Below are 19,015 nucleotides of genomic sequence, written 5' to 3' on the forward strand. Positions count from 1 at the left end.
CTCCGGCACCTGACTGCGACGGTCAGGCGGACGGGCCGGCACCCCCGGACGGATGGCTTCCCCGCCGCGGCGGGACGGCGTCGTCCTCGCCGATGAGGTGCTCCCGGATGAGCGCCCTCGGGTGGTACCGGCGCAGGTCGACGTCCCGGAGGTGGTCGAAGTCCTCGCCGAGGGTGTCGTGCAGCTGTCCCCGCACCCCGGTCACCGCACCGCGCACCCGCTTGAGGCCGCTCGCGGCGTCCTTCGCCAGGTCCGGCAGCCGCTCCGGGCCGAAGATGAACAGGGCGGCCAGACCGAGGACGACGATCTCGCCCCAGCCGATGGAGTTGAACACCCGCGCTCCTCCCGGGATCGATCAGCGGACCGGACTCACCCCGGGACGGGGACCGCGTGGCGGTGGACGACCTCGACGGCGATCTCCTCCGCCCACGCGCGGACCGCCCGCCAGTCCCGGAGGTCACCCGCCGTGCCACCGGCGGGCCAGGTGCTCCGTTCGGCGGCCGACAGCAGCCGTCGCTCGAGCCGGCCGGGGAACGTGCGGTGCCCGCGCGCGTCGATCCACTGCCCGAACGGGAGCGCGTCCCGGTCGTCGTTCCCGGGACACCCGCGCGACTGCCCGAGGCCACTGGAGAACAGCCACGTCGGGCGGCGGCTCAGCTCCGGAGAGACCGCCTCCACGTAACGCCGGGCCGGCTCCAGCCAGCGCCCCGAGTAGACGGCGCTCCCGAGCACGACGGCGTCGAAGCGTGCCGGATCGGGCTGCACCTCCACCGGGGCCAGCGTGACCGACAACCGACCGCTGCGTCCCGCTGCGGACGCGGACAACGAGCGGGCCAGCTCGGCGGCGATCTCCCGGGTGGCTCCGTGCCGGCTGGCGAAGGCCACCAGCACGCGGAGGCCGCCGGACCCGGTCCCGGCCGCGGGTGGGGTCAGGAGATCCGTGGTCCCGGGTCGGAGGTCGTGGATGACGGGCGTGGCAGCGGACGCCGCCGCGCCGCTCGTCGCCAGGAGATCGGTCATGACCGTGGACGCTATGCGGCCCCGGACGGCGTCGACGTGAACTCGGGGGGAACACCCGCCGACCGCCCGCGGCGGGGCCCGATCGCCTCCCGCGGCCGGTCCGCGACGGGGGCCAGGCGGTGAGCGGGGACACGCTGTCGGCCACGTCGCCGGAAGGTGAACCCGGGACGCCGACCGTTGGCCGGGGGTTCGCTCGCGGGCCGTTCCACCGCCTTCTCCCGTGCCTAACGTCCGTCAGGCCCTGGGGCCACACCAGCCCCTCGGACCACCCAAGGAGAAGCGGTTCATGACCATCTCGTTCGATCGACGCAAGTTCCTGCAGCGCGGCGCAGCGGTGACCGCCGGCACCATGCTGGCCAGCGGCACCCAGCTCCTGGGGGCGCACGGCGCGCTCGCCGCCCCCGGCGCCCGCGGACAGCAGCTGAAGGCCCCCGACAACGGCGGCTACGGCCCGCTGCAGCCCACGAAGGACCGGACCACCGGGCGGGCCCTGCTCCACCTGCCGGCCGGCTTCGAGTACGCCTCGTTCGGCCACGCGGCCGAGTACGCCGCCGCCCTCGGCCTGCCGGCCGCGGTCGGCTCCGACGGGTACCCCACCCCCGGTCGGCACGACGGCATGGCCACCTTCACCGAGCCCCAGAGCTACCGGGGCATCATCAAGCTGGTCCGCAACCACGAGCAGGGCTACTCCCCGATCGACGCGGGACAGGAGCCGGGGGACTACACCGGCCGTGACTACGACCGCGACCTGATCGGTGACCCGGCGACCGCGTACGACCCGATGGCCGCCGGCGGGACGACGACCCTGACCTTCGACACGCGTTCGCTGACGCTGGTCGACAGCTTCATCAGCCTCAACGGCACGTCGGTCAACTGCGCCGGCGGCCCGACGCCCTGGGGCTCCTGGCTGAGCTGCGAGGAGACGGTCAACGGGACCCAGAACGGGTTCACGAAGGACCACGGCTACATCTTCGAGGTGCCGGCCAACGCCCCCGACCGGAAGCGCAGCCGCGGCCCCTTCCGGGAGATGGGCCGGTTCGCGCACGAGGCGGTGGCCGTGGACCCGGCGAACGGGACGGTCTACGAGACCGAGGACAGCGGCAACACCTCCGGGTTCTACCGCTTTCTCCCGAACAAGCCGGGCTACCTGGCCGAGGGCGGCACCCTCCAGATGCTCGCCGTCAAGGGTTCGCCCCAGCTGAAGACGTACGAGGGCCACAGCGACCGCGTGGGCCAGCCGATGCAGGTCGAGTGGGTCACCATCGACGACCCGGACCCGGCCGACATCACCACGGAGTCGGTCTTCAACCAGGGCTTCGCCAAGGGCGGCGCCGCCTTCGCCCGTCTCGAGGGCTGCTGGTACGACGGGGGCAGCATCTTCTTCAACGCCACCAGCGGCGGCGACGTCGGTGCCGGCCAGGTGTGGGAGTTCCGGCCGCGCGGTCGCTCCGGCGGCCAGCTGATCCTGCTCTTCGAGTCCCCGTCCCCGGAGGTGCTCGACGCCCCGGACAACCTGACCGTCAGCCCCCGCGGCGGGCTGGTCCTGTGCGAGGACGGCGGCGGTGAGCAGTACGTCCGCGCGCTCAACGAGCGGGGCGAGATCTTCGACTTCGCGCGCAACAGCATCGAGGGCGAGGACGCGGACATGAACAACGAGTTCGCCGGCGCCTGCTTCAGCCCGGACGGCGAGGTCATGTTCGTCAACATCCAGACCCCGGGCGTCAGCTTCGCCATCCGCGGTCCCTGGGAGAAGGGCGCGATCTGATCGCAGGCGCATCCGGGCGGCTCCCCGCCCGTGCGCCGGTGCGGTGACCCGACGGCTGCGCCCCGGCTCCTCTCCCGGAGCCGGGGCGCAGTCACGTCCGCGGACCGGGCGCACCGCTGCCGTCCCCGGGCACCACAGGCGGCCTCGTGACCCCCGTTCGCCCGTCCGGGCGACACCGCGACCCCTCATCGTCCCCCGGCGTGATCCGCACCACCCATGATCATCTGAGTCCTCGGCGGTCGTTCACCGTCCGTTCACCTCACCTGGGCCGCGCCGCCACTTGCGCTCCCTACCGTCGCTCTCGTCGGTCCCACGCTGCCCGGAAACGGTCCGGGCGAACCTGAGAGGCCCTGAGTTGAAGCTCAGCACCAAGACGCGCGCCACCACGCTCTCCGTGGCGCTCGCCAGCACCCTCGCGCTCGCCGCTTGCGGCGCGTCCAACGAGTCCACGAACGACGCCAGTGGTAGCGACGGCGGCAGCGGTGACACGGGCAGCCAGCTCAGCGGCACGCTCGTCGGCGCCGGCGCCAGCAGCCAGACGGCGGCGATGGAGGGCTGGAGCGCAGGGTTCCTCGGCGAGTACCCCGACGTCACCGTCAACTACGACCCCATCGGCTCCGGGGGTGGCCGCGAGCAGTTCCTCTCCGGGGGCACCAGCTTCGCCGGCAGCGACGCCGCCCTCGACGAGGAGGAGCTCGCGCAGGCCCAGGAGCGCTGCGCCGGCGACGGGCAGATCTTCGAGCTGCCCAACTACATCTCGCCCATCGCGGTCGTCTACAACCTCGAGGGCGTCGACGAGCTGAACCTCCCGCCGGAGGTCATCGCGGGGATCTTCAACCAGGAGATCACCAACTGGAACGACCCGGCGATCGCCGAGGCCAACCCCGACGCGACGCTGCCGGACCTGGCGATCACCCCGGTGAACCGGTCCGACGAGTCCGGCACGACGGAGAACTTCACCGAGTACCTGGCCGCGGCCGCCCCCGACGCCTGGCCCCACGAGCCCAGCGGCGACTGGCCGGTGGCGGGCGGCGAGGCAGCGCAGGGCACCTCGGGCGTCGTCCAGGCGGTCAGCGCGGGCCAGGGCACGATCGGCTACGCCGACCTCAGCCAGGCCGGCGACCTCGGCGTGGCCAGCGTCGGGGTGGGCGAGGAGTTCGTCGAGCCCACCGCCGAGGCGGCCGCGGCAGTCGTGGAGAACTCCGAGCAGCTGGAGGGCCGTGGCGAGTACGACTACGCCATCGAGCTGGCCCGCGACACGACCGAGTCGGGCAACTACCCGATCGTGCTGATCAGCTACCACGTCGGCTGCATCACCTACGACGACCAGGAGACCGCCGACCTCGTCTCGGCCTTCATGTCGTACGTGATCAGCGAGGACGGCCAGCAGGCCGCCGCCGAGAACGCCGGGTCCGCGCCGATCTCGGACAACCTGCGCTCGCAGGCCCAGGAGGCCATCGACGCGATCAGCGCCGAGTGATCTGACACCCTGACGGCACCGCACCAGCGACAGCGGCCCGGGGCGTCCTCCGACGTCCCGGGCCGTTGCGCCGCCCCGGCGGCGCATCTCCCGTACCACCCGAACCGGAAACCCACGGAGCAGCGGTGACAGCCACCCGGACGCCGACCGATCAGCAACCCCGCAGGGCGGGCACCCGGACCAGCGACAGGATCTTCGCAGGCACCGCTCGTGGCGCCGGCATCCTGATCCTGGTGATCCTCGCGGGGGTCGCCGCCTTCCTCCTCATCGAGGCCTTCCCTGCGATCACCGCATCGGCCGAGGATCTCCCCGGGGACAGGGGGCTGCTCGCCTACATCGGCCCGCTGCTCTTCGGCACCCTGCTCTCGGCCACGATCGCGCTCGTCGTCGCCACACCCCTCGCGGTGGCGATCGCCCTGTTCATCACCCACTACGCGCCCCGCAAGCTCGCGCTCGCCCTGGGCTACGTCGTCGATCTGCTGGCCGCGATCCCCAGCATCGTCTACGGCTTCTGGGGGCTGTTCTGGATGGCCCCGCAGCTGGTGCCGTTCTTCCAGTGGCTCGAGGAGAACCTCGGGTTCATCCCGCTCTTCGCCGGCCCGGCGTCGATCACCGGCCGCACGATGCTCACCGTCGGTCTGGTCCTGGCGATCATGATCCTGCCGATCATCAGCGCCATCTCCCGCGAGGTCTTCACCCAGGTCCCGACCCTGCACAAGGAGGCGGCGCTGGCCCTCGGCGCCACCCGCTGGGAGATGATCAAGATGGCGGTCCTCCCCTACGGGAAGAGCGGCATCATCGGCGGGTCGATGCTCGGCCTGGGCCGTGCCCTCGGAGAGACCATGGCCGTCGCGATCATCCTCTCGGTGTCGGGCGGCTTCACCCTGAACCTCATCAGCGGAGCGAACCCGGCGACGATCGCGGCCAACATCGCGCTGCAGTTCCCGGAGTCGACCGGGCTGGACGTCAACGCGCTCATCGCCAGCGGCCTCGCGCTGTTCATCATCACCCTGGGCGTCAACATGCTGGCGCGCTGGATCGTCAACCGCCGGGCCGACTTCTCCGGAGCGAACTGATGGCCGTCCAGACCCCCACCCCGACGGGTTCCTCCGCATCCACCCGGGAGACCCAGCGCCCGGAGGGAAGCCTCCCGGCCTGGCAGCCGGTGGCCGCCTTCGCCGCGGGTGCCGCCCTGGCCGCGGTCTTCAGCGCGCTCACCGGCTTCAACATCGCGCTGTTCGTCATCTACGCGGTCGTCCTCGGCACCGTCGCGGTCTACCTGCTGTCGCGGATCAGGGAAGGCCGGCGCAAGGCCGCCGACCGGCTGGTCACCTCGTTGGTCACCAGCGCCTTCGGCATCGCGATGGTGCCGCTGGCCTCCCTGATCTGGGAGGTCGTCAGCCGGGGTGCCGAGCGCTTCGACGGGGAGTTCTTCACCGCGTCGATGGCGGGCGTCATCGACGCGGGTGGTGGGGCCTACCACGCGATCATGGGCACGCTGATCATCACCGGGCTCGCCACCCTGATCTCGGTCCCGATCGGGCTGATGTGCGCGATCTACCTGGTCGAGTACGCCCGCGGCCGGCTCAAGGGCTGGATCACCTTCTTCGTCGACGTCATGACCGGCATCCCGTCGATCGTCGCCGGGTTGTTCGCCTACGCGCTGTTCGTGCTCATCTTCGGGCCGGGCATCCGGCTCGGCGTCATGGGCGCGGTCGCGCTGTCGGTGCTGATGATCCCCGTCGTCGTCCGTTCCGCGGAAGAGGTGCTCAAGCTCGTCCCCCACGAGCTGCGCGAGGCCGCCTACGCCCTGGGCGTGCCCAAGTGGCGGACGATCACCAAGGTGGTCATCCCGACCGCCATCGCCGGTCTCGGCACCGGGATCACCCTGGCCATCGCCCGGATCATCGGTGAGACCGCACCGCTGCTGATCACCGTCGGCATCACCGCCGCCACCAACTTCGACCCGTTCGACGGCCGGATGGCCACGCTGCCGGTCTACGCGTACTACCAGCTCACCCAGCCGGGCACCCCGCCGTCGGAAGGTATCGACCGCGCCTGGACGGCAGCCCTGGTCCTCATCATGATTGTCATGGGCCTCAACGTGGTCGCCCGCTTGATCAGCCGTTACTTCGCCCCCAAGACCAGTAACTGACCGGACGACCGGAGGAATCCACGTGGCCAAGCGCATCGAGGTGTCCGACCTCGACATCTACTACGGCAACTTCCTGGCCGTCCAGGGGGTCAACGTCTCCGTCGAGCCGCGCAGCGTCACCGCGCTGATCGGTCCGTCCGGCTGCGGCAAGTCGACGTTCCTGCGGGCTCTCAACCGGATGCACGAGGTCATCCCCGGCGCCCGCGTCGAGGGCAAGGTGGTCATGGAGGGCGAGGACCTCTACGCCCCCGAGACCGACCCGGTCATGGTGCGCCGGCAGATCGGCATGGTCTTCCAGCGGCCGAACCCGTTCCCGACGATGTCGATCTACGAGAACGTCGCCGCCGGGCTGCGGCTGAACAGCCGGAAGATGAGCAAGTCCGACATGGACGACCTGGTGGAGCGTTCGCTGCGCGACGCCAACCTGTGGAACGAGGTCAAGGACCGGCTCGACCGACCGGGCTCCGGGCTCTCCGGTGGTCAGCAGCAGCGGCTGTGCATCGCGCGCGCGATCGCTGTCGAGCCCGACGTGCTGCTGATGGACGAGCCCTGCTCGGCGCTGGACCCGATCTCCACGCTCGCGATCGAGGACCTGATGGAGGAGCTCAAGGAGAGCTACACCATCGTGATCGTGACGCACAACATGCAGCAGGCGGCCCGGGTCAGCCAGCAGACGGGCTTCTTCAACCTCGAGGGCGTGGGCAAGCCCGGCAAGATGATCGAGTTCAACCCGACGGAGAAGATCTTCAGCAACCCCGACCAGAAGGCGACGGAGGACTACATCTCCGGACGATTCGGCTGAGCAGTACAGCCCCGGTCCGCAGGAGCCCGCCCCCGGAGGGGGCGGGCTCCTGCGCGTTTCCGGACCGTGCATCAGCTGCGGACCGGCCGGGCAGCCGGGTGCGACGACCGGCCGAACAGCGTAGGTGCCGGGCGATTCGCTCCACCCTCATCAGCCGCGCTCAGGCGCAGCTGACCGTGGCCGCCTCCCGCTGCGGGGCGGCCACCGCCGTGTCCGGGGCCGGTTCCGCGGCCACCGGGCCGCCGATCTCCACCGGCACGACGCCGGAGTAGCCCGGGCCGATCACCAGCTGGACCGAGTCGCCGATCGTGTCGCTCGCCTGGAGCACCGAACCCGGCACGGCGGCGGCCACCGTGCGGGCCCGCTCGAGCGCCGCCGGGCCGTACCGCACCACGCTCTCGCCGACGGTGCCCGCCTCGTTGCCGACCGTGCCGATGCCGTAGCCCTGGCCACGGAGCTCGTCCGCGACCGTCGCGGCCAGCCCGGTGGTGCCGGTCCCGTTCAGCACGTCGACGGTGATCTCCGCCGGGGCGACGACGAGCGGCTCCGGACCGGCCGGGGCCTCCGACGGGGGGACGTCCTCGGGCACGGCCGCCTGCTCGGCGCGCTGCCCCTCCACGACCTCGGCCGGCAGCCGTGCGCCGTCGATGATCTCGTCGAACAGCGCCCGGGTGGCCGACGCGTCCAGGATCACGTAAGCCTGCTCGGTGCCCGCAGGCACGTACCCGACCTGAGCGACCGGCAGCCCGGCCCGCTGGACCGCGTCGCCCGAGAGGTCGCCGAGCGTGCCGGCCAGCACCCGCAGGTCGCCGAGCGTCGTCTGCTCGTCGACCGTGAGCGCCTCCGAGGCCCGGGCGAGGAAGCGGGTCAGCGTCACCGGGTCGAGCAGTGTGTCGGCGGACATCGCCGCGCGCAACGTGGAGGTGAGCAGTCGCTGGGACCGCTCGGCGACGGCCGCCCCGGTGACGTCGGCACCGCTGTCCCCCGGCTGCAGGAAACCCGACGCCGCCGACCCGGACAGCTCGGAGGGACCGGGCGGAGGCGGCGTGGCGGCGGCCGCGGTCGCCTCCGACGGCACGACGCAGACCGGGACGCCGCCGAGCGCGTCGACCATGCCGGGCAGGTCGGCGAGGTCGACGCCGAGGTAGTGGTCGATCCGCAGTCCGGACAGCTGCTGGACGGCGCGGACCATGCAGGCCGGCCCGCCCTCGAGCAGCGCGCTGGCGAACGCCTCCGTGACCGGGTCCCGCAGCTCGCCGTCCGGCGTACGGCAGATCGGGGTGTCCACCAGCGCCGTGGGGGGCACGCTCACCAGCACGGCGCGGTCACCCTCGGCGGCCACCGAGACGACCAGGGTCGCGACCGACGCCGCTCCGGTCTGTCCCGGGACGCCGGTGCCGACGACGAGGTACGTCTGGGTGGCCTTCTGGAGGTCGGGGGCGAGCACCTCGGGGCCGTCGACGGCGAGCACGTCCACCCGGTCGATGCGCTGGTCGACGTAGAAGTAGAGGGCCAGGTGGTACAGGACGACGACGGCCACGATGCCGGCGAGGGCGATCGCCGCGCGGCCGAGGCGGCGACGTGCGGGGCTGCGCGGCGGCCGGGCGGCGGCCGGGCGGTACCGGGTGGCTCCCGACGGGACCCGCGGGGCGGCGAGCCCGGGCAGCGGCGGGATCGGGCCGCTGCGCCGGGACGGGCGCTCGTCCGGTGCCCAGTCGGCCGGGCCCCTGGCGCCAGCCGGTGGCACCGGCGGCAGCCCCGGCTGGGCCCCGGGCACGGGTGGGAGCCCGGGCTGCGCCGACGGGACCGGCGGTAGGCCCGCCTGCGCCCCGGGGGAACGGGCCGCTCCCGGGACGGGGGGCAGCCCGGCACGCACGGCAGGGACGTCGTCGGGCCGGGCGGTGCCGGCGTCCGGAGCCGCGGCGGGGCGGTGGCCCGGCCGGCCGGCCGGCTCACCGGCTGCGCGCGTCGTGCCGACGGACCTGCCCGTCTCGGCGCCTCGGCGAGCCGCGCGCCGGCCCCCGACCGCACTGCCCTGCCGGGCGATCAGCTGCTCGACGGTGACCGGCTCGGCGGCGCCGCTCTGGGTCGCCCGCCCGTGACGGGTGCGTCCGGGGGCGTCGCGGTCGCCCGCGCCGCCGCGCGTCGGCTCATCCCCCACAGGTGTCGACACCTTCTCGTCGTCCGATTGTCCGTGTCCCGTCGTGCCACGATACGGGCGGACGGGCGCGCGCCACGCCGACGCGCGGCAGCCCGGGACACGACGGGGTCAACCGAATGGTGGCCCGCCGGCGTTCTGCGTAGCGTTCCCCTGGTGCGCCTTCCTTCCGTGCCCGGCCCCTCCGACGTCGTCGCGCTGGTAGGGGGCGTGCGGGACGGCGTCGGTGACGTCGTCGCGCTGGTGCCTCGCGCCGCGGCCGCCCTCGGCCAACTGGAGGCGCTGCTCGGCCGGGTGTCGGGCGCGGTCGACCGGGTGGAGTCACTGCTGGACCGCGCCGACGGGGCGATCACGCGCATCGACGCCACCCGCGCCAGCGCGGACGAGGCGATCGCCGGCGTCGGGGCGACCCGGGAGAAGGCCGACGAGGCCATCGCCGCGGTCGGCGTCACCCGGCAGAACGCCGACGACGCCATCGCCGCGGTCGGCGTCACCCGGCAGAACGCCGACGACGCCATCGCCGCGGTCGGCGTCACCCGGCAGAACGCCGACGACGCCATCGCCGCAGTGGGCACCACCCGGCAGAACGCCGACGACGCCATCGCCGCAGTGGGCACCACCCGGCAGAACGCCGACGACGCCATCGCCGCAGTGGGCACCACCCGGCAGAACGCCGACGACGCCATCGCCGCGGTCGGCGTCACCCGGCAGAACGCCGACGACGCCATCGCCGCGGTCGGCGTCACCCGGCAGAACGCCGACGACGCCATCGCCGCGGTCGGCACCACCCGGCAGAACGCCGACGACGCCATCGCCGCAGTGGGCACCACCCGGCAGAACGCCGACGACGCCATCGCCGCAGTGGGCACCACCCGCCAGAACGCCGACGACGCCATCGCCGCAGTGGGCACCACCCGCCAGAACGCCGACGACGCCATCGCCGCGGTCGGCACCACGGTCGGGCGTGCGGAGGGGCTGGTCGGCCGGGCCGAGGGGCTGGTCGGCCGGGTGGAGCCGCTGCTCACCGACTACGAGCCGGCCCTCACCGCCCTCGCACCGGCCATCCGCCGGCTGGCGGCCGAGTTCGACGCGACGGAGGTCGACGCGCTCATCACGCTCATCGACCGGCTGCCGCAGGTGCTCGGCCACCTCGACGACCAGGTCCTGCCCGCGCTGGAGGGGCTGGAGAACGTGGGGACCGACGTCCGCGACCTGGTCGACACCGTCCAGGACATGCGGCAGATCGTGAAGGGCTTCCCCGGATCCAAGCTGTTCCGCCGTCGCGGCGCCGAGGAGATCGCGGACGACGAGGCGAGGGAGAACGCCGGCGCGTGAGCCGGCGCCCTCCCCCGCCGGGAGGTGAGGACTACTCCGTGGCCCCGGGCCCGGGGCCGGTCTCGGTCGGGTAGCCGAGCGCACGGACGACGTCGCCGATCCGCTCGAAGGTCTGGCCCTCCGGCAGCCGCTCCAGCTCGGCGGCGACGACGTCGGGAGCCCGGTGGTCCCGGGCGGCCTCGACGAGCTCGGGGCCGGTGCTCGGGAAATCGGCGCGGTCGAGCCAGCGCGCCAGCTCGGCCCGCGCCACGACGGCGCCACCGGTCATCCCCTCGGGAACCCCGCCCGTCAACGTGCCCGCGGGATCCGAGTCGATGTCGGGGTCGCCCTCGGCCACCGGCTCGACCTCGCGCCACTCGTGCGCGCGGGTGGCCCGCTCGGCCTTCATCATCCCCTGGGTCTCGTGCTCGAGCTCCTCGTCGAGCCGCGGGTTGTGCTTGGTGCTGCGCGAGCCGGCGAATTCGCCTGCGGACTCGGTCACGTGTGCCTCCTGCTGCTCGGGCCCGGCGCCGCCGGGCCGTGGATCCGTCCGCGAGGGCTCAGGCCTCGTCGAGTGCGTCCGGCTTGTGCACCGCGGTGCGCCCGCTCTTGTCGCTGCGGACCTCGTACTGCGGGTCGTCCCTGCTGGCGCGAACGGTGCGGCCGGAGGCCTCGGTGTCGGAGGTGATCTTCCGTTCCACCGTGCCCTCCACCGTGTTGCCGTGGCTGTTCCAGGTGACGTGGTCACCCTTCTTCAGGTCATCGGACATGGCTTCTCCCCGGTCGCGGACGGTGCTGCCCGTGCCGTGCCCGCCGAGGACTCCGGGCACACATCGGTCCGACGCGACCGGGCACGCCTAGGCTGGACCGACGTGACCTCCCCCGACGGCCCGGTCTTCACCGACGGCCTGCGACCGGTCGACGTCCTCACCGTCGTCGCGGTGACCGACGTGACGCCCTCGGTGCGCCGGGTGACCCTGTCCGGTGACGCCGCCGTCGTGGCCGCCGCCGGGCCCACCGTGAACCTGCTCGTACCGCGCGTCGACGACCCGGACCCCCGCTGGCCGGGTATCCAGCGCGACGGCCGCATCGTGTGGCCGGAGGGGAGCCACGGGGTCGCGCTGCGCAGCTACACGGCCCGGCGGCAGGACCCGGCCGTCGGCGAGCTGGACATCGACTTCGTCCTGCACGGCGACGGGCCGGCCGCCGCCTGGGCCGCCGCGGCACGGCCCGGCGCGCTGCTCGGGATCGCCGGCGCCGCCTCCCTGGCCGAGCGCCCGGCGCGCTGGCTGCTGCTCGCCGCCGACGAGACCGCGCTGCCGGCGGTGAGCCGCATCCTGGCCGCGGCACCGCCGGGGACGGCCGGGGTGGCCCTGCTGGAGGTGGCCAGGCCGGCCGAGGAGCAGCAGCTGGCCGCGCCGCCCGGCGTCGAGCTGCGCTGGCTGCACCGGGGGGCGACGCCCCCGGGCGAGAGCGCCCTGCTGGTCGACGCCGTCGCCGCCCTGGACCGGCCCGCGGGCGAGGACGTCTTCGCCTGGGTGGGCGCCGAGTCGGCCGCCGTCCGCGCCATCCGGGCGGACCTGCGGGGCCGCTGGGGGCTGGGGCGGGCGCAGCACCACGCCATCGGCTACTGGCGCCGCGGGCGCGCCATGTCCCCCAGCGGCTGACAGCTCCGGGAGCATCGCAGCGAGGAACGAGCGAGGAGCGGACCGGAGCGCGGAAGCCGCCAGGTGCACGGCCGGCTGAGCACCGCCGGCCAACGCGCCGTTGCGGCCCTCCCAGCCAGTTCACAGGTAGCGTCCAGGACGACCGCAGCTGCTGCCCCGAACCTGGGTGCATGACGACGGCAACGGCGCACGCGACCGGAGGAGCAGTGTCGGGGAACCAGCCCACCGGCCGCTCGGCCCCGGAGGCCCGCCTCCTGGTGGTCGACGACGAGCCCAACATCCGGGAGCTGCTCTCGGCCAGCCTCCGCTACGCGGGCTTCGAGGTCGCCACGGCGGCCGACGGACAGCAGGCGCTGGCCCTCGCCGCGTCGTACCGCCCCGACCTGCTGGTGCTCGACGTGATGATGCCCGGGCTCGACGGCTTCGGCGTCGTCCGGCGGCTGCGTGAGACCGGCCGGCACACGCCGGTGCTGTTCCTCACCGCCCGGGACGCGCCGGAGGACAAGATCTCCGGCCTGACCCTCGGCGGCGACGACTACGTGACCAAGCCGTTCAGCCTGGACGAGGTCGTGGCCCGCATCCGGGCGGTCCTCCGGCGCACGGCCGGCGCGCAGCGGACGGTGGAGGCGCCCCGGCTCACCTTCGCCGACATCGAGCTGGACGAGGAGTCGCACGAGGTCATCAAGGCCGGCGAGGTCATCAGCCTCTCCCCCACCGAGTTCAAGCTGCTGCGCTACCTCATGGCCAACGCCGGGCGGGTGCTGTCGAAGGCGCAGATCCTCGACCACGTGTGGAACTACGACTTCAACGGCGAGGCGAACGTCGTGGAGTCCTACATCTCCTACCTGCGCCGCAAGATCGACACCACCGAGCCCCGCCTCCTCCAGACCATCCGCGGGGTCGGCTACACCCTGCGGCTCCCACGCGGTTCGTGAGCCAGCCCCGCGGCGGCCCCCGCGTCCCCCTGCGGGTCACGCTCGTGGCGCTGCTCGTGGGGCTGGTCGCCGTCGCGCTGCTGGCCACGGGCTTCGCGACCACCTCGCTCCTGGAGCGGTACCTCACCGACCAGCAGGACGAGGCGCTGCGCGCGGCGGTCACCCAGGCCAGCCCGAAGGTCTTCGAGGCCTGCCTCGACGGCGAGTACCGGGCCACCCCGCGGGCGGCCTACGCCGGCTGCCTGGCTCCGGACGCGGACGCGATCGTCGACTTCCAGGGGCCACCCGAGGAGCGAGGCATCCCGGAGATCGACGCGGAACGGGTGATCGACGGCGACCTCGCCGAGCAACCGGTCACCGTCCGCGCCGACGACGGCACCCAGTGGCGGGTCATGAGCGGCCAGCTCCCCGGTGGATACACGCTGGTCGTCGGCACCGACCTGGAGGGCGACCAGCGGGCGATCAGCCGGCTGGTGGCCATCGAGCTGGTCGTCGGGTTCGTCGTGCTGACCATGCTGGCCGCCGCCGGGTACGTGCTGGTGCGCAACTCGCTCCGCCCGCTGGCCGACGTCGAGCAGACCGCCCGGGCGATCGCCGCCGGAGACCTGTCCCGCCGGGTGCCCGCGGGTGACGAGCGCACCGAGGTGGGCCGGCTGTCGACGGCGCTCAACGGCATGCTCGCCCGGATCGAGAGCGCGTTCCGCGCCCAGCAGGCGTCCGAGGAGCAGGCGCGGGGCTCCGAGCAGCGGATGCGCCGCTTCGTCGCCGACGCCAGCCACGAGCTCCGCACGCCGCTGACCTCGATCCGGGGCTTCGCCGAGCTGTACCGCCAGGGCGCGGTCCGCTCCGAGGAGGACGTCGCCCGGCTGATGCAGCGGATCGAGGCCGAGGGCGGCCGGATGGGCCTGCTGGTCGAGGACCTGCTGCTGCTGGCCCGCATGGACCAGCAGCGACCGCTGGCGATGGCGCCGGTCGACCTGGCGGCGGTCGCCGGCGACGCCGTGCACGACGCGCGAGCGGTGCAGCCCGACCGGCCGATCAGCCTGCACCTGGACGAGTCGCTCACCGACGTCCCCGTGGTGCGCGGGGACGAGAGCCGGCTGCGCCAGGTCGTCGGCAACCTGGTGACCAACGCCCTCACGCACACGCCGCCGGGCACCCGGGTGCAGGTCTCGGTCGCCCAGGACCCGGCCGACGCCGACGTGCTCCTGCTGCGGGTGGCCGACGAAGGCCCGGGCATGGCCGCCGAGGACGCGGCGCGGGCGTTCGAGCGGTTCTACCGCGCGGACGCCTCCCGCACCCGCGCCGCCGGCGGGACCGGCCTCGGCCTGTCGATCGTCTCCTCCCTCGCCGCGGCCCACGGCGGCTCGGCGTCGCTGGAGACCGCACCCGGGGCCGGGCTGGCGGTCACCGTGCGGCTCCCCCGCAGCGGACCGGCCGGGGGCGGCGCGCCGCAGGCCTGAGGGCGCTTGCGACCATCTGCTGGTGACGACGAACGACGGCAGCCCCGACGGCGGGACCCCTGATGCCGGGCTGCTGGCCGCGGCCGAGGACCTCGCCGCGGCGGTGCGCGAGCTGATCGAGCTCTCGGTGACCACCACCGCCGGGGCCGCGGAGGTGGCCGCCGCCGCCGAGCGGGTGCGGTCCGCCGTGGCGTGCATCGAGGGGCCGCGCCGGCCGCTGGCCCAGCTCCCGCCCCTGGACGACCCAGCCCGCGGCCGCCGGGTGTTCAACCCGGTGAGCGGCTCGGCCAGCGGCATGGCGCCGCCCTTGCGCTTCGCCGTCGAGGACGGCGTCGTCACTGCCGTGGCCACGCTCGGCGCGGCCTACGAGGGCCCGCCGACCTACCTGCACGGCGGCATGAGCGCCCTGTTCATGGACCAGGTGCTCGGGGACACCGCCGCCGTCAACGGGCTGTGGGGCATGACCGCGCACCTGGAGCTGGACTACCGGGGGCCGGTGCCGCTCGACCGCCCGCTGCGCTTCCGCGGCTGGGTCGAGGAGACCGTCGGCCGCAAGTCGGTCATCGCCGGCTCGATCGCGCTCGACGAGGCACCGGACCGGCCGCTCGTGGAGGCCCGTGGGTTGTTCGTCATGCCGCGGCCGGAGAAGCTCGCGGCCTACTTCGGCTCGGTCACCGACGCCTCCGGCGCGCACCGCCCGCCGGGGAACGCCGGGGACGCCACCGCCGTCGAGCAGGGCTGACCGTGGCCAGCGACGTCCGGATCGCCGCGCTCGCCGCCCGGGCCGCGGCCGACGCGCTGCTCCCGCTCCGCTCGGCCGGGCTCACCGGACGCCCCCTCGGCGACGCCGGGGACGCGGCCGGCCAGCGGGCGATCGCCGGCGTGCTCGCGGCCGAGCGGCCCGGTGACACCGTCTTCAGCGAGGAGGCCGGCGACGACGCCCGGCGGCTGTCGGCCGACCGCGTCTGGATCGTCGACCCGCTCGACGGCACGCGGGAGTACGGGGACCCCGAGCGCTCCGACTGGGCCGTGCACGTGGCGCTGTGGGTCCGGGGCGCGCTGGCGGCCGCCGCCGTCGCGCTCCCGGCCCTGGGCGAGGTGCACGTCACGGACCCGGCGCCCGCGCTGCCGGCCCGCCCGGACGGACCGGTCCGGATCGCGGTGAGCCGCACCCGCCCGCCGGCCGAGGCAGGGGCGGTGGCCACGGCGCTCGGCGGGCAGCTGGTCCCGCTGGGCTCGGCCGGCTACAAGACCCTGGCGGTCGTCCGAGGCGAGGTGGACGCCTACGTGCACGCCGGTGGCATGTACCAGTGGGACTCCGCCGCACCGGTCGCCGTCGCCCACGCCGCCGGTCTGGTGACCTGCCGGCTGGACGGGTCCCCGCTGGTCTACAACCTGCCCGACCCCGCCCTCCCGGACCTGGTCGTCACGCGGCCGGAGGTGGCCGACCAGGTCCTGGCTGCCGTCGCCGCGGCCCGATAGCGGAGACTGTGCGGGAATCCGCACCAAGCCGATCGGGTTGCCGCCGGTGCCGACCCGATCCCCGATCCCTTGGAGCTCGCGCGCGTGACCACCCCCGACTACCGGCTCAGCCAGCTGGAGACGCTGGAGGCCGAGTCCATCCACGTCATCCGTGAGGTGGTGGCCGAGCTCGAGCGGCCGGTGCTGCTGTTCTCCGGCGGCAAGGACTCGATCGTGATGCTGGAGCTGGCCCGCAAGGCGTTCGCGCCGGCGCGCATCCCCTTCCCGGTCATGCACGTGGACACCGGGCTGAACTTCCCCGAGGTCCTGGAGTTCCGCGACCGCCGGGTGGCCGAGCTCGGCGTGCAGTTGGTGGTCGCCTCGGTGCCCGACGCGATCGCCGCCGGCACGGTCAGGGAGGAGCCCAACGGCTCGCGCAACCGGATCCAGACCCCGGTCCTCCTCGACGCGGTCGAGCAGCACGGCTTCACCGCCCTGTTCGGCGGTGCCCGCCGCGACGAGGACAAGGCCCGCGCCAAGGAGCGGGTGTTCTCCTTCCGTGACGAGTTCGGCCAGTGGGACCCGAAGAACCAGCGGCCCGAGCTCTGGGACCTCTACAACGGCCGGATCCACCTGGGCGAGTCCATCCGGGTCTTCCCGCTGTCGAACTGGACCGAGCTGGACATCTGGCAGTACATCCTGCGGGAGGAGATCGCGATCCCGGCGCTCTACCTGGCGCAGGAGCGGGACGTCGTGGAGCGGCAGGGGATGCGCTACGCCGTCAACGAGTTCATCTCCCCGCGCGAGGGCGAGCAGGTCCGCCGGGAGAGCGTCCGCTACCGCACCGTCGGCGACGCGAACCTGACCGCGGCCGTCCCCTCCACCGCCACCACGGTCGAGGAGGTCATCGCCGAGATCGCGGTGACCCGGATGACCGAACGGGGCGCGACCCGGGGCGACGACAAGGTCAGCGACGCCGCGATGGAGGACCGGAAGAAGGAGGGCTACTTCTGATGGCCCGCACGCCCTCCGGGACGGCGACGCCACCGGCGCACCAGCGCGCGCACGACGACGGCCAGCAGCACCAGCCCGGTCAGCCAGCCCGCCACCTCCGGCGGCCGCTGCCCCTCGACGCCGAGCACGCCGCAGATCCACGCGGCCACCGCGTGGCCCACGACGTACCCGAGCACGACGACCAGCAGCCCGGGCACCGCCGCGGCGAACACGAACATGCGCTCCCTCCCCGGGCGTCGGACCCCAGCGTCCGCCCCACCGCCGTCCTCTGCCAGGAGAGCTCCCGATGACCGCCGCTCAGCCCGGCCGCCACCCCGACGCCCCGGTCGACGTCCACTCAGCCGCCGCCGAGGCGGCCGCCGAGATCGCCACCGCGCGCAAGGACATCCTGCGGATCGCCACCGCCGGCTCGGTCGACGACGGCAAGAGCACGCTGATCGGCCGGCTGCTCTACGACAGCAAGGCCGTGTTCGAGGACCAGTACGAGGCGGTCGAGCGGGCCAGCGCCGGCGGCGACTACGTGAACCTCGCGCTGCTCACCGACGGCCTGCGCGCCGAGCGCGAGCAGGGCATCACCATCGACGTCGCCTACCGGTACTTCGCCACGCCCCGGCGCACGTTCATCCTCGCCGACACCCCCGGCCACGTGCAGTACACCCGCAACATGGTCACCGGGGCCTCCACCGCCGACCTGGCGATCGTGCTGGTCGACGCGCGCAAGGGCATGCTCGAGCAGAGCCGGCGGCACGCCTTCCTCGCCTCGCTGCTGCGGGTGCCGCACCTGGTCGTCGCGGTCAACAAGATGGACCTCGTCGACTGGTCGGAGGACACCTTCGAGGCCATCCGCGACGAGTTCACCGCGTTCGCCGCGAAGCTCGAGGTCCCCGACCTCACCGTCGTCCCGATCTCCGCGCTGCAGGGCGACAACGTCGTCCGCCGCTCGGAGCGCACCCCCTGGTACCAGGGCCCCTCGCTGCTGCACCACCTCGAGCACGTGCACGTGGCCAGCGACCGGAACCTCGTCGACGTCCGGTTCCCGGTGCAGTACGTGATCCGGCCGCAGTCCGATGCCCACCACGACTACCGCGGCTACGCCGGCACCGTCGCCAGCGGCGTGCTCCGCGCGGGGGACGAGGTCCAGGTGCTGCCCAGCGGGCTGACGACGACGATCGCCGGCATCGACGGCCCGCGCGGCCCGGTCGACGAGGCCTTCGCCCCCATGGCGGTGACCGTCCGGCTGGCCGACGACCTCGACGTCTCCCGGGGCGACCTGATCTGCCGCCCGGCGAACGCGCCGCACGTCTCCCAGGACCTCGACGCGCTGGTGTGCTGGATGACCGACGAGCCGCTGCGCCCGCGTCAGCGCCTGGCGATCAAGCACACGACGCGCTCGGTGCGCGCGGTGGTCAAGGAGCTGCAGTACCGGCTCGACGTCAACACGCTGCACCGCGAGCAGGACGCCGGCGAGCTCGGGCTCAACGACATCGGGCGGGTGCGGCTGCGCACCACCCAGCCGCTGTTCGTCGACGAGTACGCCCGCAACCGGGTGACCGGCCGGTTCATCCTCGTCGACGAGGCGACCAACGCCACGGTCGGCGCCGGGATGCTGGTCCCCGGCAGCTAGCGCAGGGTCACCGGCAGCACCTCGAAACCGCGCAGGGTCTGCAGGTCGCGGGGGGGGGGGGGGGGGGGGGGGGGGGGGGGGGGGGGGGGGGGGGGGGGGGGGGGGGGGGGGGGGGGGGGCGGGGTCGCGGGGCGGCGCCGGCGCTAGGCGTTCGGGA

The 19,015-nt window shown here is 73.9% G+C and carries 19 protein-coding genes; 13 read left to right on the top strand and 6 right to left on the bottom strand.

All coding sequences use genetic code 11. The annotated features are described in order from the left end of the window. Positions 1-22: 22 nt before the first annotated feature. The gene (locus tag ACI79T_RS04735; RefSeq protein WP_456608893.1) at positions 23-334 is read right to left on the bottom strand and encodes a twin-arginine translocase TatA/TatE family subunit; all 312 of its coding nucleotides are present in this window, start codon (positions 332-334) and stop codon (positions 23-25) included. Positions 335-369: 35 nt separating this feature from the next. Then, positions 370-1,020 carry a flavodoxin domain-containing protein gene (locus ACI79T_RS04740; RefSeq protein WP_456608894.1) on the bottom strand — a complete coding sequence of 217 codons (651 nt, stop codon included), beginning with the start codon at positions 1,018-1,020 and terminating at the stop codon, positions 370-372. A gap of 286 nt (positions 1,021-1,306) precedes the next feature. Between ACI79T_RS04740 and ACI79T_RS04745 the strand changes: the two genes are divergently transcribed. The 5 genes from ACI79T_RS04745 (at position 1,307) to pstB (ending at position 7,222) form a co-directional block, all read left to right on the top strand. Next, positions 1,307-2,785, top strand: coding sequence for a PhoX family protein (locus ACI79T_RS04745; RefSeq protein WP_456608895.1), 1,479 nt, complete (start codon positions 1,307-1,309; stop codon positions 2,783-2,785). A 355-nt stretch (positions 2,786-3,140) separates the two neighbouring features. After that, complete coding sequence (pstS, locus tag ACI79T_RS04750) at positions 3,141-4,265, top strand: phosphate ABC transporter substrate-binding protein PstS (protein ID WP_456608896.1); 1,125 nt, start codon at positions 3,141-3,143, stop codon at positions 4,263-4,265. Between the two features lie 125 nt (positions 4,266-4,390). After that, complete coding sequence (gene pstC, locus ACI79T_RS04755) at positions 4,391-5,341, top strand: phosphate ABC transporter permease subunit PstC (RefSeq protein ID WP_456608897.1); 951 nt, start codon at positions 4,391-4,393, stop codon at positions 5,339-5,341. Beyond that, the gene (gene pstA / locus ACI79T_RS04760; RefSeq protein WP_456608898.1) at positions 5,341-6,420 is read left to right on the top strand and encodes a phosphate ABC transporter permease PstA; all 1,080 of its coding nucleotides are present in this window, start codon (positions 5,341-5,343) and stop codon (positions 6,418-6,420) included. Before pstC ends, pstA begins: the two co-directional genes overlap by 1 nt. A 22-nt stretch (positions 6,421-6,442) precedes the next feature. Next, positions 6,443-7,222 (top strand): phosphate ABC transporter ATP-binding protein PstB, encoded by a 780-nt coding sequence (gene pstB, locus ACI79T_RS04765; RefSeq protein ID WP_456608899.1) that lies wholly within the window; start codon positions 6,443-6,445, stop codon positions 7,220-7,222. A gap of 160 nt (positions 7,223-7,382) precedes the next feature. Here pstB and ACI79T_RS04770 read toward each other — a convergent pair whose 3' ends face one another. After that, positions 7,383-8,969 (bottom strand): LCP family protein, encoded by a 1,587-nt coding sequence (locus ACI79T_RS04770; protein WP_456608900.1) that lies wholly within the window; start codon positions 8,967-8,969, stop codon positions 7,383-7,385. A 567-nt stretch (positions 8,970-9,536) separates the two neighbouring features. Between ACI79T_RS04770 and ACI79T_RS04775 the strand changes: the two genes are divergently transcribed. Next, positions 9,537-10,715: a hypothetical protein gene (locus ACI79T_RS04775; RefSeq protein WP_456608901.1), complete on the top strand. Its 1,179-nt coding sequence runs from the start codon at positions 9,537-9,539 to the stop codon at positions 10,713-10,715. Positions 10,716-10,746: 31 nt separating this feature from the next. Here ACI79T_RS04775 and ACI79T_RS04780 read toward each other — a convergent pair whose 3' ends face one another. Together ACI79T_RS04780 and ACI79T_RS04785 are read right to left on the bottom strand one after the other, a co-directional pair. After that, the gene (locus ACI79T_RS04780; protein WP_456608902.1) at positions 10,747-11,196 is read right to left on the bottom strand and encodes a DUF2795 domain-containing protein; all 450 of its coding nucleotides are present in this window, start codon (positions 11,194-11,196) and stop codon (positions 10,747-10,749) included. 58 nt (positions 11,197-11,254) lie between these two features. After that, a complete protein-coding gene (locus ACI79T_RS04785) occupies positions 11,255-11,464 on the bottom strand; it encodes a DUF2945 domain-containing protein (RefSeq protein ID WP_456608903.1) in 210 nt (69 codons plus the stop codon). A gap of 102 nt (positions 11,465-11,566) precedes the next feature. On the opposite strand from ACI79T_RS04785, the gene ACI79T_RS04790 reads away from it, so the two are divergent. The 6 genes from ACI79T_RS04790 to cysD all read left to right on the top strand — a co-directional run bounded on the left by ACI79T_RS04790 (position 11,567) and on the right by cysD (position 17,234). Further along, a complete protein-coding gene (locus ACI79T_RS04790; protein ID WP_456608904.1) occupies positions 11,567-12,361 on the top strand; it encodes a siderophore-interacting protein in 795 nt (264 codons plus the stop codon). A 170-nt stretch (positions 12,362-12,531) separates the two neighbouring features. Further along, positions 12,532-13,296 carry a response regulator transcription factor gene (locus ACI79T_RS04795; RefSeq protein WP_456608905.1) on the top strand — a complete coding sequence of 255 codons (765 nt, stop codon included), beginning with the start codon at positions 12,532-12,534 and terminating at the stop codon, positions 13,294-13,296. Beyond that, entirely contained in the window at positions 13,293-14,759 is a 1,467-nt protein-coding gene (locus ACI79T_RS04800) for a sensor histidine kinase (protein WP_456608906.1), read from the top strand. Before ACI79T_RS04795 ends, ACI79T_RS04800 begins: the two co-directional genes overlap by 4 nt. Positions 14,760-14,781: 22 nt before the next feature. Then, entirely contained in the window at positions 14,782-15,501 is a 720-nt protein-coding gene (locus ACI79T_RS04805; RefSeq protein WP_456608907.1) for a PaaI family thioesterase, read from the top strand. Positions 15,502-15,503: 2 nt separating this feature from the next. Then, the gene (locus ACI79T_RS04810) at positions 15,504-16,241 is read left to right on the top strand and encodes an inositol monophosphatase family protein (protein WP_456608908.1); all 738 of its coding nucleotides are present in this window, start codon (positions 15,504-15,506) and stop codon (positions 16,239-16,241) included. An 84-nt stretch (positions 16,242-16,325) separates the two neighbouring features. Beyond that, positions 16,326-17,234 (top strand): sulfate adenylyltransferase subunit CysD, encoded by a 909-nt coding sequence (gene cysD / locus ACI79T_RS04815; RefSeq protein WP_456608909.1) that lies wholly within the window; start codon positions 16,326-16,328, stop codon positions 17,232-17,234. On the opposite strand, the gene ACI79T_RS04820 is transcribed toward cysD, so the two are convergent. After that, entirely contained in the window at positions 17,225-17,452 is a 228-nt protein-coding gene (locus ACI79T_RS04820; protein ID WP_456608910.1) for a hypothetical protein, read from the bottom strand. The two genes, cysD and ACI79T_RS04820, sit on opposite strands and share 10 nt — an antisense overlap. A gap of 68 nt (positions 17,453-17,520) precedes the next feature. Here ACI79T_RS04820 and ACI79T_RS04825 point away from each other — a divergent pair, with 68 nt between their 5' ends. Beyond that, positions 17,521-18,858 carry a sulfate adenylyltransferase subunit 1 gene (locus ACI79T_RS04825; protein ID WP_456608911.1) on the top strand — a complete coding sequence of 446 codons (1,338 nt, stop codon included), beginning with the start codon at positions 17,521-17,523 and terminating at the stop codon, positions 18,856-18,858. Positions 18,859-19,015 lie beyond the last annotated feature (157 nt).

The sequence above is a fragment of the Blastococcus sp. SYSU DS0619 genome (genome assembly GCF_054051035.1).

Bases quoted from the DNA above. Each gene is read 5' to 3' on its own strand.
- ACI79T_RS04740 (WP_456608894.1), bottom strand. From the start codon at position 1,020: ATGACCGATCTCCTGGCGACGAGCGGCGCGGCGGCGTCCGCTGCCACG.
- ACI79T_RS04745 (WP_456608895.1), top strand. From the start codon at position 1,307: ATGACCATCTCGTTCGATCGACGCAAGTTCCTGCAGCGCGGCGCAGCG.
- pstA (WP_456608898.1), top strand. From the start codon at position 5,341: ATGGCCGTCCAGACCCCCACCCCGACGGGTTCCTCCGCATCCACCCGG.
- ACI79T_RS04785 (WP_456608903.1), bottom strand. From the start codon at position 11,464: ATGTCCGATGACCTGAAGAAGGGTGACCACGTCACCTGGAACAGCCAC.
- ACI79T_RS04795 (WP_456608905.1), top strand. From the start codon at position 12,532: ATGACGACGGCAACGGCGCACGCGACCGGAGGAGCAGTGTCGGGGAAC.
- ACI79T_RS04820 (WP_456608910.1), bottom strand. From the start codon at position 17,452: ATGTTCGTGTTCGCCGCGGCGGTGCCCGGGCTGCTGGTCGTCGTGCTC.
- ACI79T_RS04825 (WP_456608911.1), top strand. From the start codon at position 17,521: ATGACCGCCGCTCAGCCCGGCCGCCACCCCGACGCCCCGGTCGACGTC.